General features: G+C 40.5%; 10 protein-coding genes. 3 read left to right on the top strand and 7 right to left on the bottom strand.

Going from position 1 to position 14,761, the window contains the following annotated elements; translation table 11 throughout:
• Positions 1 to 20: 20 nt before the first annotated feature.
• Entirely contained in the window at positions 21 to 1,433 is a 1,413-nt protein-coding gene (locus DWX43_RS00980) for a carbohydrate ABC transporter substrate-binding protein (protein WP_118618244.1), read from the bottom strand.
• 259 nt (positions 1,434 to 1,692) lie between these two features.
• Between DWX43_RS00980 and DWX43_RS27240 the strand changes: the two genes are divergently transcribed.
• Both DWX43_RS27240 and DWX43_RS00970 read left to right on the top strand, forming a co-directional pair.
• A complete protein-coding gene (locus tag DWX43_RS27240) occupies positions 1,693 to 3,516 on the top strand; it encodes a sensor histidine kinase (protein WP_118618242.1) in 1,824 nt (607 codons plus the stop codon).
• Entirely contained in the window at positions 3,494 to 5,092 is a 1,599-nt protein-coding gene (locus tag DWX43_RS00970; protein ID WP_330582211.1) for a response regulator, read from the top strand. Before DWX43_RS27240 ends, DWX43_RS00970 begins: the two co-directional genes overlap by 23 nt.
• Before the next feature lie 92 nt (positions 5,093 to 5,184).
• Here the strand turns inward: DWX43_RS00970 and DWX43_RS00965 are convergent, their stop codons facing one another.
• The 3 genes from DWX43_RS00965 to rpsB form a co-directional block, all read right to left on the bottom strand.
• Positions 5,185 to 5,847, bottom strand: coding sequence for a hypothetical protein (locus DWX43_RS00965; protein WP_118618238.1), 663 nt, complete (start codon positions 5,845 to 5,847; stop codon positions 5,185 to 5,187).
• A gap of 475 nt (positions 5,848 to 6,322) precedes the next feature.
• Positions 6,323 to 7,243: a translation elongation factor Ts gene (gene tsf / locus DWX43_RS00955; protein WP_109731428.1), complete on the bottom strand. Its 921-nt coding sequence runs from the start codon at positions 7,241 to 7,243 to the stop codon at positions 6,323 to 6,325.
• A gap of 98 nt (positions 7,244 to 7,341) precedes the next feature.
• Positions 7,342 to 8,094 carry a 30S ribosomal protein S2 gene (rpsB, locus tag DWX43_RS00950; protein ID WP_109731427.1) on the bottom strand — a complete coding sequence of 251 codons (753 nt, stop codon included), beginning with the start codon at positions 8,092 to 8,094 and terminating at the stop codon, positions 7,342 to 7,344.
• Between the two features lie 287 nt (positions 8,095 to 8,381).
• Between rpsB and DWX43_RS00945 the strand changes: the two genes are divergently transcribed.
• The gene (locus tag DWX43_RS00945; protein WP_109731426.1) at positions 8,382 to 8,750 is read left to right on the top strand and encodes a VOC family protein; all 369 of its coding nucleotides are present in this window, start codon (positions 8,382 to 8,384) and stop codon (positions 8,748 to 8,750) included.
• Between the two features lie 91 nt (positions 8,751 to 8,841).
• On the opposite strand, the gene DWX43_RS00940 is transcribed toward DWX43_RS00945, so the two are convergent.
• The 3 genes from DWX43_RS00940 to DWX43_RS00930 form a co-directional block, all read right to left on the bottom strand.
• A complete protein-coding gene (locus tag DWX43_RS00940; RefSeq protein WP_242996059.1) occupies positions 8,842 to 10,020 on the bottom strand; it encodes a C40 family peptidase in 1,179 nt (392 codons plus the stop codon).
• A 218-nt stretch (positions 10,021 to 10,238) separates the two neighbouring features.
• Positions 10,239 to 14,084, bottom strand: coding sequence for a right-handed parallel beta-helix repeat-containing protein (locus tag DWX43_RS00935; protein ID WP_182440586.1), 3,846 nt, complete (start codon positions 14,082 to 14,084; stop codon positions 10,239 to 10,241).
• A complete protein-coding gene (locus DWX43_RS00930) occupies positions 14,081 to 14,758 on the bottom strand; it encodes a hypothetical protein (protein WP_118618234.1) in 678 nt (225 codons plus the stop codon). The genes DWX43_RS00935 and DWX43_RS00930 overlap by 4 nt, the downstream gene beginning before the upstream one ends.
• Positions 14,759 to 14,761 lie beyond the last annotated feature (3 nt).

Genomic DNA, 14,761 nt, shown 5'->3' with positions numbered 1-14,761 from the left:
AACGGCCTCTTCTTACTCCCCTATTTTAAGCTTCTGATTTCTGCAAATGCCTTTTCAATACTCTGCATCCATTCTTCAACCGTCATACTGCCATCTATAACTTTTGTAAAGCATTTGTGATACAATTCCTGATTCACATCCACATTACATCCCTGTGGCAATGGTGCTGTATAAACAAGCACTGCTTCCGCATCCTCATATGCCTCATACATATTATAGACCTCATCATCTAAGATATCTTTGCAGATTTCTTTCGCGTCCTTCAATGCATATAATGCACTTGCATGCTCGGCCAATGCTTTTACAGAATCATCTGTATATAAAAATCGCAGAAAAGCCTTTGCAGCTTCTGGGTTCTTTGCTTTTGCCGGAATGGAGAACTGCTCACAGCTTGAAGCAATATATTTGCTGTCCCCTTCTTTCATAGAAGGCATTGCAATCATTCCAAATTCAAATCCTTCTTCACGCGGGGCATCTTTCATTTCATTCACCATCCATGCACCAGACGGAATGAAAAGAGCTTTTCCTAACATCATTTCTGTCTGAGATTGTGTGTGATTTAATGCCACAGTACCTTCCAACAGATATCCCTTTTCAACAAGTTCAGGAATCACCTGTAGATATTCAATTGTCTTTGCATTATCCGCATAACCCTCCTCATAATTAGAAAATGCATTGACAGCCTCACTGCCGCCGTTTTGTGCAACTGCCGGGAAAAGAATGTTTCTCATATACTGCGGATGGATTCCCGGATAAGCAAGTAATGCCCTGCCTGTAACTTCCTTGTCGCCCACCATATAAGTATCATTTTGGGCCGTCTCGCCCAATGCCATAAACTGCTCCCAAGTCTCCGGCAGCTCCCATCCCTTCTCTTCAAACAGTGCTTTGTTATAGACTAATCCCATTGCACCACTGTCAAAAGGCGCAAGATAAATTTTCCCGTCATCATAGGGGGATGTCGCTTTGCTGCCTATAATTCCATCCAAAAAGCGGTCTTTCAGCGGCTGTGTATCACCCTCCAGCGTTTCCTCAAAAATATCTGTCAAGTCCAGCAATGCCTTCTCTTTGACAAGTGAATCCATAACACCGCTTGCTTCACCCATATTCAAAGAAATAAAGTCCGGTACGTTTCCTGCTACAATCTGAGGTTTAATGATTTCCCCAATTTTAGGATTAATATTCATGTTTACCTTAACCTCAGGGTACTTTGCTTCAAACATTTTCACAATCTCGTTCCAATAGGCATCCCCCATTCCGCCTTGAAAGACAGCGATATTAAGCTCTCCTGAAACACTGTCCTCCTCCGTACCAGCTTCTGTCTTTACTTGCTTCGTATCCGAATCTGCTGTTTTCTCCTCTTTTCCATTACCACATCCTGCTAAACTGGTAATACATAATGCAGCCGCCAAAATAATTGAAATCTTCTTTCTCATAGGTATCTCTCCTCTACTTATTTTATAAATTTAATTTATCATTTTTCACTTTCGGTTTACATGAAGGATTTTCACTCTTTTTTGTACATTCTTCTTTTTCTTAACTTTTTATGGACAATCTTCATATCTAATCTTAAGTTTGTCTCTACCTTTTTTTTATGAATCATGTATAATATTTTATGAAACCACATTATTTCATAACGTATCTGCTCCGGACATATAACAGATACCTAATACAAAATGTTAGGGTGATATCATTATGACAAAATTTATTTCTCTTATAATAAAGTATACTCGCCGTTTGAACATTAGCACACGTTTAATCGGAAGCTTTTTTCTGATCAGCATATTACCGCTTTTAATCATATCGCTCTATTTTTACTCAGCCTATTCTGATGCCGTAACAGATAAATTGGGACAGGCTAACCTCACAGCCCTGCTGCAAATCAGTAAGACTATTGATGCTACCTTGGAAGATTATCAATATTTAGGTGGAAAACTGAGTATTGATCCAACGATACAGGACTTTCTTTCTAACGATACTGTTCTGTCCGAAAAAAAACAGGAGATTATCAGCCGCCATATGAACAGTCTTATCAGTGATACAATTGTATACCCTCCCTTTATGAAAACCATCAAAATATTGGATAATCACAATACTTTTATTTATGACATGGGATACGATGATATCTCCTTCTCTGCCTATCAGGATATTATGGATAAAACTGACCAGCAAAAACCAGATGCCAGCTGGTCCTATGTCAACACATTTATGGGGCAGAACATTATCATTCTGGGGCATAGAATTAATAGTACGCAAAACATGAACACACCGCTTGGATATACTTTACTATTTATCAGCGAACAGATTTTTACAAATGACATCCTGTCCGCTGCAGATTTAGGCAATGATTCTACTCTTGTTATATTAAACACAGACGGTACTGTCCTGACCTCGAATCATGAGGCCATTAAAAGAAACGAGCCTTATTATAACAATGAAATTTTGGATGAAATCTTAACCCATAACCCCTCTGATATACGTGATAATTTTTTTACTTATCAGAACAAAGATGCCTCTTATCTCGTGGTCTATACCAAAAACAAGACACTTAATTCCTATATCATCTCTTCTATCCCCTTTTCCTATATCCGGGAAGAAGCATATAAAATTATTCCTACCGTTGTCCTGTTTATTTTATTGATTTTGGGTATCTGTATATTGCTAAGTACACTTTTATACCATACTATAATGCGCCCCATACACAATGCAGTAGATGTATGTAAAGATATCCGTACAGAAAACTTTTCCTCGCGCATTGAGATTGATGCAGACGATGAACTGGCCTTTCTATCCATAAACATCAATCAGATGTTAGATAAAAACCAGCAGCTGCTGTCCTTAATTAAAAAAGACGAAGAGCGGAAAAGAGTCTTAGAAATTCAGATGCTGCAATATCAGATTAACCCTCATTTTTTATTTAATACACTCAGTACCTTGAAGTGGATAGCCGAACTCAATCAAGTACCTGTTTTAGAAGAAATGATAACTTCCTTATCCGAAATCCTAAAGAGTTCTTTAATTAACAATGAAGAATTTGTATGCTTGTCAGAAGAAATACGCATACTAAACTATTATATCCAAATCCAGAAAGTCCGGTACCTAAATAAGTTTGAAGTGCTATATGAACTTCCCCCTGAACTCGATGATTTCAGGATTCCACGTTTTATCCTTCAGCCTTTAGTAGAAAATTCAATCTATCATGGCACTTATAATAACGGAAAAATGATTTTAATTACTGTATCTGCCTTTTGCAGTAATGGCTATATGCTCATCACCGTTTCTGATAACGGAAAAGGCTTTGATTCTGACCGCCCTCGCGAGGATAAGAAAGGCCAGCGGATTTCAATAGGGATTCAAAATGTGCAAGAAAGAATATCCAGAATTTATAAAGCACAAGGGAACTTTCAAATCAAAAGCAAACCCGGGGCAGGAACCTGCTGTACGATTACTTTGCCTGCCACCCAGCCACAAACACTTAAAAATATTGGAGGTAGTTATGTATCAGATACTAATAGTTGATGATGAACCAATGGTTAAGATAGCATTGAAAACGCTCCTAAACTGGGAAGAATTTGGTTTCTCCATCTGTGCCTCTGCGTCTGACGGAAAGGAGGCCCTTTCCCTCGTCAATAAATTTCAGCCGGACATCATCATTACAGATTTAAAAATGCCGGTTATGGATGGTCTGGAGTTAATAAAAGCGTTAAAAAGCCAAAGCTATCCGGGTAAAATTCTCGTACTGAGCAACTATGGAGATTATGAATATGTTCGGCAGGCATTGAAATCAGGTGCCGTAGACTATATGTTAAAAATCAGTTTGAATAAAGATGATCTGTTAGAACAGCTAAAAAATTGCGCTGACTTATTATCTCCCATACAAAACACAAGAGAAAGCTCCGTTTATGACCCCTCATTTAACGAGCTTCTTTTGAAAACCTATTTTACGGACACAGATTTCACTTATGAAAAGCTGAGGAACTACCAAATTCAGGAGAACTCCGCCTATTATATTTGCTATATTACACAGCCCTTCCAAAAAAAATTCACAAACAAGAGAGGAGAACTTCTGTCACCTTCAATTATTAAGAACCTTCTTTTGGAAAATTTCAATTATCTGCCTTCTGACAGTTTTATACAAATGAATATCAATAGCCTCATTATCCTATACCCTGAGAAGGCAGCCGCGGAAACAGAACTTACCGTCTGGGAACTAGGTCAGCATATATATAGCTGTTTCTCACAATTTTTATCACTTTCCCTCTACATTATTGTGACAAGAACTGCCATGCCTCTTGAAAAGCTTAAGGATATTGGTTTCAAATGCGCTGAAGCATCCCTCTCTTGTTTTTATGACAATTTCTCGCCTGTATACATAGAAGAACTTTCTCTGCAACACTTTTTTAACTTTATGGATTACCGTTCCTTTGCCTCTGAACTGCTGACGTCCCTCTCAAAGAGTGAGCATGCAGACTCCATCAAGGATTTTGATTTATTCATGGAAAAATGCAAAACCGAAAGAATACATCCTGAGATATTAAAAAGCTATATATACAGAATGTGCAGTTATATGGAGCTTACGCTTTCTGCTTCAAGCTATATAAATTTAACCGAACTCCAGACTTCTATCGAAACTTGTACTGATTTAACCGAATTAAGTCTTGTTTTATATGAATTTTTTACCCAAATACACAGCTTTATCAGAAATGACACTCGCTTTTATAAAAAAGAAGTAGTCGAATGTATCTGCTATATCCAAAATCACTATCATGAAAAGATTACATTAACTGAGCTTTCTGCTTCCATCGGAATCAGTGAAAACTATCTATGTAAAATCTTTAAAGACGACACAGGTACTAGCATTGTACAGTATATTCACTCACTGCGTATGGAGAAAGCCGCTGCCCTTATTTCAGAAAACAATCTTATGCTTTGGGAGATAGCAGAAGCCGTAGGCATTAACGATCAGTTTTACTTTAACCGGCTTTTCAAGAAGATTTATGGAATGACACCATCTCAGTATAAAGAGTTAAAAAAATCCAAAACAAATGATGGACTTAAAACTGTTCCCGATTTTAACAAATTCACCAAAGGTTAAATTTTAGGGTTAATACAACTTTATCTAAGTAAATATAACCCATCTAGCCCTATTTTTCAAAAAAATGAGAATAGGGCTGTTTTTATGTTATGCTAAACTTGAATGTCTAAATCAGCAAAATGAACTAACTTCAATATAATCAAAGCAAAATTATAAGATAACCATTCTATGTCTAAGCGATTACCTGCAAAATATGTATTTTTTTTATATTCCGGATATCTAAAATACTCAACATTTCCACCCTCAATATACTTGCAAAACTTTTCACAAAACACATCCACCCAATCCATGTAACTTTCATTAATATCATATTCTATGAAGAGTAAAGCAGATAACTCCCCTAAATCGTGTGTTATATTTATTTTCCCAGTTTTTTTTAGTAGTAAATATTTAAAGCCAATTTCTATTGCCTGTCTCCCAACATAAATTGTAGCTACTGAATTTGGTAATAAATCTACAAGTTTATCAAATACATTTATATATTCCATCCAATAATTTTTCCATAATGATATTCTATCATCCTTTTTGAAATCCTTTTCTGTTCCATCAAAAGACTCTATACAGTCAACAACATCTTCTATTTTCTCCTTAGATGATATACTTTTTCTTCTTGAATTCTTTGCCAGATTCCTACTATCAATATTATTAAATATCGGTGATTTATCATAATTCACATGCGCTACTGCAAAAGCACCATCAAGCTGTAAATCATCTTTATAACTCAATTCATTCCTCAATGTCTTAAACAAATTCATGTTAAACACCTCCATACAAATAACAATTTATTGCTCTAATATGAAATATGAATCATACTCTGTTCCATCATGCCCTATTAGTTTCTTTTTTGAAAGTATTAAAACAAAACTTTTCAATGCTGAAATACGTTCTATCGCTGATGATATCGCCTTTGTAGCAATTTTATCACAGTGAAAAAGCATATATGTGGGTTCGATTATCAACTTTAGAATTTTAACAATCTCATTTGAAGTTTCATAATCACTCCGAATATCATGTCTAAGTAAGCCACATTTTGTTATATTTCATCACTTGTAAAAAAATAACGCAGATAAATGTTTCCATTACCTACGCCATTTTTTTGATACGCTTTAAAGAATCTACTATATTTTTAAAATCAAGGGCATACTGCTTTCGCAATATGCCCTCATATTCACAACTTCCTTTTCTGTCTTTAAACAAAAGGCAATTTTCTCATTAAGGGGTTGGCTAAAATTAGTTACCCATCTGGGCAGCCACTTCAGCAGCAAAGTCCTCCTGTTTTTTCTCAAGACCTTCTCCTGTCTCGAAACGAACAAACTTCTTAACAGTTACGTTAGCGTTGTTCTCTTTTGCTACTTTCTCTACATACTTAGCAACTGTCAGGTCGCTGTCCTGTACATATGCCTGGTCTAACAGACAAACTTCTTTCAGTTCTTTGTTCAGACGTCCGATGATCATCTTCTCGATGATGTTTTCCGGCTTCTCCGGATTCTCTTTCTTAGCCTGAGCTAACAGAATCTCTTTTTCGTGATCCATGTATTCCTGAGATACTTCTGCACGGGATACATACTTCGGATACATAGCTGCAACCTGCATTGCTACGTTCTTTAAGCATGTTCTGATTTCGTCGTTTACTACATCAGTTTCTGCTTCAACAAGGACACCAATGCGTCCACCGCCGTGAATGTAAGAAACCACACATCCGTCTGTTACAACTTTTTCAAATCTTCTGATGTTTAAGTTTTCACCGATAACTGCAACTTTTTCTACCAATGCATCTTTTACAGTCTTAGATGTGTCCTCTGCCCATGCTTCAGCCATAAATGCATCCATATCTGCTGCATCTGAGTCTGCTGCCTGATTTACCACTGCTTCTACGAAGCTCTGGAAATCTGCGTTCTTTGCAACGAAGTCTGTCTCTGAATTTACTTCTACGATTGCTGCCACTTTATCATCTTTAACGACTGTCTTAACGATACCTTCCGCTGCAATTCTTCCTGCTTTCTTCTCAGCTTTAGCCTGTCCGTTCTTTCTCAGGAATTCGATTGCTGCATCCATGTCTCCGTTAGTCTCTGTCAGAGCCTTCTTGCAGTCCATCATTCCTGCGCCTGTCATTTCTCTTAATTCTTTTACCATTCCTGCTGTAATTGCCATGATTCATTCCTCCATTATGATTATTTTGATATTTCTAATCCCTTATTACAAAAATGCTTCAACCTGTATCCACAGGCTGAAGCATCTTAAGTCCGTAATTACTCTGCTTCTACAGTCTCTTCAGCTACTGCTTCATCTGCAGCTTCTTCATAATATTCTTCGCCTGCTGCTCCCTGATTAGCCTCAATTACTGCATCAGCCATTTTGGAAACGATTAATTTAACAGCTCTGATAGCGTCATCGTTACCCGGGATTACGTAATCCAGTTCTTCCGGATCACAGTTTGTATCACAGATTCCGATCAGCGGGATTCCCAGTGTATGAGCTTCCTGGACACAGATTCTTTCTTTCTTAGGATCAACGATGAAGATTGCATCTGGAACTCTCTTCATTTCTTTGATTCCGCCAAGGTTCTTCTCTAACTTAGCCCATTCTTTTTTCAGTTCGATTACTTCTTTTTTAGGAAGTACGTCGAATGTTCCGTCTTCGGACATTCTTTCAATATCTTTTAAACGCTGTACTCTGCTCTGGATTGTCTTGAAGTTAGTCAGCATACCGCCGAGCCATCTTTCATTAACATAGAACATACCGCAGCGTTCTGCTTCTGCCTTAATTGCATCCTGTGCCTGTTTCTTTGTTCCTACAAACAGGATTGTTCCACCGTTTGCAGCGATATCTGCAACTGCCTGATATGCATCGTCAACCATTCCTACAGACTTCTGTAAGTCGATGATGTAGATACCATTTCTCTCTGTGTAGATGTAAGGAGCCATCTTAGGGTTCCATCTTCTTGTCTGATGTCCAAAATGAACACCTGCTTCTAAAAGTTGTTTCATTGAAATAACGCTCATGTTTCTTTCCTCCGTTTGGTTTTTAACTTCCGTATGCTTTTACTCTTCTTTGAGACCGGACTGTTTAATCAGCACGCTGAAACAGGCTTAGGCACCGTCAAAGATATCCGCATACGTGTTTTTTTGCAACGGTTGTAGTATATCATAGAAAATACTGGAATGCAAGGCTTTTCTGTAGTATATTGTCTGTGTTATGCTAAAGATGTGAAATATGTCCGGGCATACTGTTTCCGGGGCATATTACATATACTGCAGCTCAATAATAATACACCTTATGGAGGTAAGATATGAAATTTACATTTGCTCACAACAATTTAAATGTGTACGACCTGGAAAAGTCATTAAACTTCTACAAAGAAGCTCTTGGTCTGGAAGTTTCAAGCACGAAAGAAGCCGATGACGGCAGTTTCACCCTTGTATACCTTGGAGACGGCACGACACCGCATCTTTTGGAGCTGACATGGCTTCGCGATATGGACCGCCCGTATGAACTTGGTGACAACGAGATTCATCTGGCATTCCGTGTAACTGACTTCGACGCAGCTTTAAAGAAACATAAAGAGATGGGCTGTGTCTGTTTTGAAAATCCTGAAATGGGAATCTACTTCATTGAAGATCCCGATGGATACTGGCTGGAGATTGTTCCTGAAAAATAATGCCATATGCCAGAATCTCTATCTTTTGTCAATAAAAAAGCGGTAAAAAAAGAATCCCACATTGTCTGGGATTCTTTTTATTGCTTTATTCTTACCAGTATCTTACATATGCTGAAGCACGTACTGAGCTGACACAAATTGTTGTTCCCGGCTGCTGTGCTTCAATCATCTGGCCGCCGCCTATGTAAATCGCCACATGTCCGGGTGTCCATGCGATATCTCCCGGCTGCGGATCGCTTACCGGCATTCCACCTGCCAGCTGTGCAGAGTCCACACGTCCAATAGAGATTCCAGCCTGTGCATGGCACCACTGTGTAAGTCCTGAACAGTCAAGTCCGACATATGGTGTTGTTCCGCCCCATACATAAGGAACTCCGATCTGTGACCATGCTGCATTTACAATTGTCTGTGCAGCACTTGTATTACCCGCACTGCCTGAACCACCGCCTGAGTTTTCCGGGGTACTTGGAGCCTCTGGTGTCTGATTAGAAGTACCTCCACCATTGCTTTCTCCGCCTCCGGTGTTGTTATTATCAACAGCTGACTCATTGCCGTTATTGTTAGTGTTCGCGTTATTACTATTATTGTTGCTATTGTTATTATTGGAATTATTCTTTGCCGCAGCTTCCTGAGCAGCTTTCTCTCTTGCAGCCTGCTCCTCTGCTGCTTTTCTTGCTGCTTCCTGAATCTGTGCATCCAGATTGGCAACCTCGGCACTCTTATTCTCAATTGTAGTACTTAATTCAGTCTGCTGGGCTTCATATTCTGTCTGCATGTCCTCAAGCTTGTTCATGTCTTCTTCAAGTGTGTTCTTTAAGTCCTTTACTTCATTGACCGTCTCAACATACTCGTCCAACATCTGTCTGTCATAACTATGTACTTTCTGGGTATATTCAGCCTGGTTAAGCATCTCTGCGATACTGCCTGAGCTTAAGATTCTCTCTACGGCTGTGCCGTCACCCTCTTCATACATATATTTAATACGAAGCTTCATGTCTTCATACTGCTGTGCTTCTTTTTCTTCCGCTTCTTTCAACTGCTTCTCAGCCTTGGTGATCTCTTCACCTTTTGTAATCAACTGATTCTGCAGATCTGTCATCTTGGACATCAGTTCTGACAACTGTGACTGCAGGCTGTTTACTTCACTCTGTACAGCACTCTTCTTTGATTCCAGACTTGATGTATTTGGCGCAGCAAATACAGGCACAGCTACCATAGAACATGTCATTGCTGTTGCCACTAACATATTAAGTACTTTTTTTAATTTCATAAATTCACCCATCCTTAACTTATTTATTATCTATGTCCCCACATATATGTCCTTACTATACAATATTCTTCAGCATTTTTCAACAGGATTTATTGAAAAATAACATAATTTGGGGTTATGTAATTTTCATCTTATGTTCATACAAAATGAATTATAAAGGATAAGTGAAAAAAATGCAATATCTTTTTAACATTTGCGTAATATTTTAGACTTTAATATTACTTTCTGACATACCCGAAACTGTTAACAAACTGTTTCAGAGCTTTTTCTTCCCTGCTATTTCCAATTCCGTGCTTTTTCACATAATTTTTCACCTCTCTGACATCATTTTTGTTAAATTCCCAGATTTCTCCAGTTCCGTTTTTACACTCCCATGTACCGGTTATTTTTTCTTTGTACACAGGGTCCTTGTACCACTTGGAATCAGCGGCCAGACCGCCATTTTTATCATTTCCTGAATCCAGGTTTTTTTCGTAATATTCCTGATTGATAAACCTTACATATTTTACTGGTTCCGGCTTTACCACTTCCCCGTCTTTTAAAATATGTACCGTACACTGGCGGAAGGTTTCTTTCCCTTCACCACCGGGCCCCATGCTGTCTTTTACACAGTAGGTGACCACCACATATCCTGATTCTTCAAATGTTACAAAATCTTCCGCATGAAAATCCAAGAGCTGTAAGTTTTCCTGAATTTTTCCGGGATACAGTTCATCATCTTCTTTATCTTTCGCCTTTACCCTTCCAGCGAAAATAGCATCCCTCAGAAGAGTTTCCTCCGTTATCGCACCAGCTTTTGCCTCTTCCAGAGTAAAATACCAGTCTTCTGTTTCAATTTCAGGGAATTCATTATATTTTACCTTTACAGTCCATTCATATTTTGTTTCATTCCCGAAACTGTCTGTGACAGCATATTTAATTTCATGGACTGCCGGTGAATCCCCGGGGTCCATCTGCATAAACCATGTATCCAGCGTGTAATCATCGGGCATGTCCGTCTCCCACGTGTCTGTCTGCCCTTTTTGTTTTTCCCCGCCGGATAATTTGCCGTCTGCATATTTTATCTGGAGGATCCTGATACTTTCGGAGATATCGCCGTCTTCCCGGTCAGCAGCCTTCATATTTTCCAGAAGCATCTTTTTTGTAACTTCTGTCCCTTCGTAAAACTCTGTCACACCGTCCGCCGAAATGACAGGTGCTTCATCCCACACTGCATAGAGGGTGATCTCCTGAAGGAATTCTTCATTCGAATAATTGCTGCCCTGTTGCTCCGCTGCTAGTCTCAGCAGATCTTCATATGAAAGGATAGATGTCTGTCTCTCAGGAAAACGCACTGTTTTTGCCGGTGCATCCGATGTAATATCCCACCCTGCAAAGGAGGACTGTTCTCTCTCATATTTCGTAAATTCCGCATTCTTCCGGACAGTGTACCCGCGGCCCGCTGTGCAGTCCTTCCATGTCACATAATCTGGCTTTACTTGCCCCTGCACGTTTTTATTACTGGCATAATTTATCTTAATTTTCGTTTTCCAGACCGCATATAAGGTAATGTCTTTATTCACGGTAGAATTGAGTTCAGCCCCGGGCTGGTATTGTGCCGTGTCAGCACTGCTGTTTTCCGACCAGCCTCTGAATTTGACCAGATCCGAGGATGGAGTCAGAGAAGAAAGAGATCCGGTTTCATACCAGTACTTATCTGTCTCTCCCGGCATATCCTTAATGTCCGCATCAATATTCTTCTGATAACGAGCCCGGTATCTTGTACTCAATACAATATCTCCGTCAGATGCACCGGACCGGGAGTCCTGATAGTCTCCGGGGCGCAGGCAGTAACTGCCGTTAGGTGATAAACTAAACTGCCTGAAACAAGTACTGCCTTTTTTATTGTCGCAAGCATATTCCGCGGCCTTTCGGCCGTTCCTGTAATCAGCAGGTGTCAGTACTGCCGCGTGCTGTCCGCCCAGCCTCCCTGTAACAGATATGTACTTTCCTGCACACAGGTAAACATCGTTCCCTGTATCCACAGCGCCATTACCACTCATTTTCATAGCTGCGCCATTGTGATAGACTCCTTTCCCACTGCCGGCTGTATTGCCACGAATCGTTCCGCCACTGAGCTGCAATGTACTTCCTGCCTGAAGGCAGATTCCGCCTCCTGCACCTGCTGCACGGTTTCCGGTCACACTGCCTCCTGACATGTTCAGGGTGCCGTAGTTCTGAATTCCGGCCCCGTTCTGTGCCGTATTGGAATAAACTTCACCCCCGCTGATGTTTAAAGTGCTTCTGTTTATAATGCCGGAAGCAGGATTCTCAAAGATACTCCCACCCGTGACTGATGCTGTGCCGCCGCCTATGACTACGCCGCTTTCTGCATTGTTATGGATACGTACAGTTCCTGTAATTGTCATCTGCCGTCCCAGCGTATTGATACCATCTTTCTTATTATGATAGATTTCACCTCCGCTGATCTTGATAGTACCCTGGCCGTTTATATTTCCGACACCGGTTATGTTATCATGAATTGCACCCCCGGTCATGGTGAATGTACAGCTGCCTTCACCGACATGCACTCCACATTCCTGATTATTATAGATTTCGCCGCCGTATACGTTGATTGCTTTCTGGGAACGCATCCCGTCATACTTGTTGCCGTATATTTTCCCACCATAGATATTGACCGTACCGAGTGTAGCTATACCGTGTGAACCATTATTATAAATCCATGCGCCATCGTAAACATTTGTCGTGCCTAATTCATTCCATACTCCATTTCCCCGCGAATTTGTGAGTCTGGCACCGCTCTTTAGGTAAATAACTGCATTATGGCTGCTGAGAACGCCCGAACTCCCCATTTTGTTCGCGTCAAACGTGATCGTGTACCCGTCTTTCCCGCTAATTGTCCACGTAGGGTTCCCTGTTCCCTGAGGAGTACAGATAATCCCAGCAGGTTCCAGTTTTGATTCATTGAAAGTCACCTTCACATTCTGCCCCTCAGGATATATGGAAAATGACTTGGTTGTCACAATATGCGTGGCCTCACAATTACGCAGGACATAAAGAGTTCCTCCATTCGGAAGGGCATTAAATGCACTGTTGAATGTTGTATAATAAGTACTCCCTATTCTGGCAACTGCATTAGCAGGACTTCCTGCCCGTACCGCCCCCATTATACCCGATGGTGCAGCTCTCATAAACGGTGTTTTATCCTGCTCTTTTGATTCCTCTTTCTCATCTGGTTTCCGCGCCTCTGCGTACATGCTGTACAAAAGAACTTTCACTTCCGCTTCAGTCTGCCCGGTGCTGTCCTCTTCCCTCTCTTCCATACATTCAAGCAGCCGGATCAGCTCAGTAATGTTACAGTCAGTCTTTGTTTTTAGGTATGCCGCATAGCCTTCAAAATCATTAATTTCTCCTCCATATGCTTCGATGTCACTGTCATTCGCCATTACAGTTTCCCGAAATATGGCAAATGCTGATTGTTCCCGGGATTTTTGTACGTCCACGCTTTCTGCTTCAGGACCTGCATTGGTTTCATACTCCTCCGCGGGGCTGCTTTCAGTCCCTGCTTCTGTCCCTGCATCATTCTGATTATCCGCACCGGACTTAATCTGGTCATTTTCCACACATTCTTCCATATCAGCATCCGGATGTTTTGCAGTTTCATCCAGCCTGTTGATCAGCTCCCCGTAAAATTCCAATTCTTTCTCAATCTTTTCTTTTATGCTGTCCTCATCCTTTGCAGAGTTCCCGCCTTCAGCCTGTATACAATCCTGAACTGTTGCCGACACCAGCGCATACCTGTATAGCAGCATCAGCCCGTACAGTTCATCTTCTGAGAGCCTCTCCATAAAGGTATCCCTTTTACCGGTATCTGCATTGGCTAATATAGAAACAACATCCTCTTCCCTGAATAGCTGATACACGGCCTCATGATAATCATAATCCGGATCCTGAAAAATATCTTCTGCAGGAGTCATCTGTGCCTCACTGATTATCGGAAAGCAGAGACCAGAGATCAGGAGCACAATAATTAACATAATGATTACTTTCACCCTTTTATTCATATCACTTCCTCCGTCTGGTAAACAGCCTGCAGTACGATTTCTTCCGTGACACATATGTCACTGATGTTTTCCCTGTTATACAATATCCCTGTATGGTCCTCAGGTTTCACTATCCGCCACCCGCGAAATCTCCGGCCCTCCTTATCCATGTTAATGTTGGGAAGGGCTTCCGCCGTCAGATTGTCACCACTGTGGATACTGATCTGCTTAAGCACATAGTCCTTCTCTTCTTCACCTTTATGCTCCGCGTATCCTGCCTGAAATGACACATGGTAAAAGATATCTTCCTTTTCCACAAGGTCTTCCAGAATTACGGTCTTCCGGCAGGATATCTTTCCATGTCCTATCACCTGCTTGTAGGTTTCCTCTGCCCGGACATCCAGAAGTCCCTTTTCCACATCAATATCCAGAATTTCTATTGTATAGTCTGAGTTGCTTGTTGTTTTCAGCAGAAAGCCCTGAATGAAATCTGCTGCCAGTTCATCGCTTCCGTCCTCTTTTTCAATATGGTACACCGGATTGACTGTCAGAATCTTCATCGACTGCTCCATCGCCGCTCCCAGACTGTTGTCAAGTTCATTTTTCCGTGTTGTCCTGTCTTCTGCCGTTTGAATGGCAACTCCTGAAAATATCAGGATGATTACCAAGAAAAAGCCTATGACGGCATTCTTCATAAA

The sequence above is a fragment of the Clostridium sp. AF19-22AC genome (assembly GCF_003479085.1).
Lineage (GTDB): Bacteria > Bacillota > Clostridia > Lachnospirales > Lachnospiraceae > Faecalicatena_A > Faecalicatena_A orotica.
This window is presented reverse-complemented; position numbering and strand designations above follow the sequence as displayed.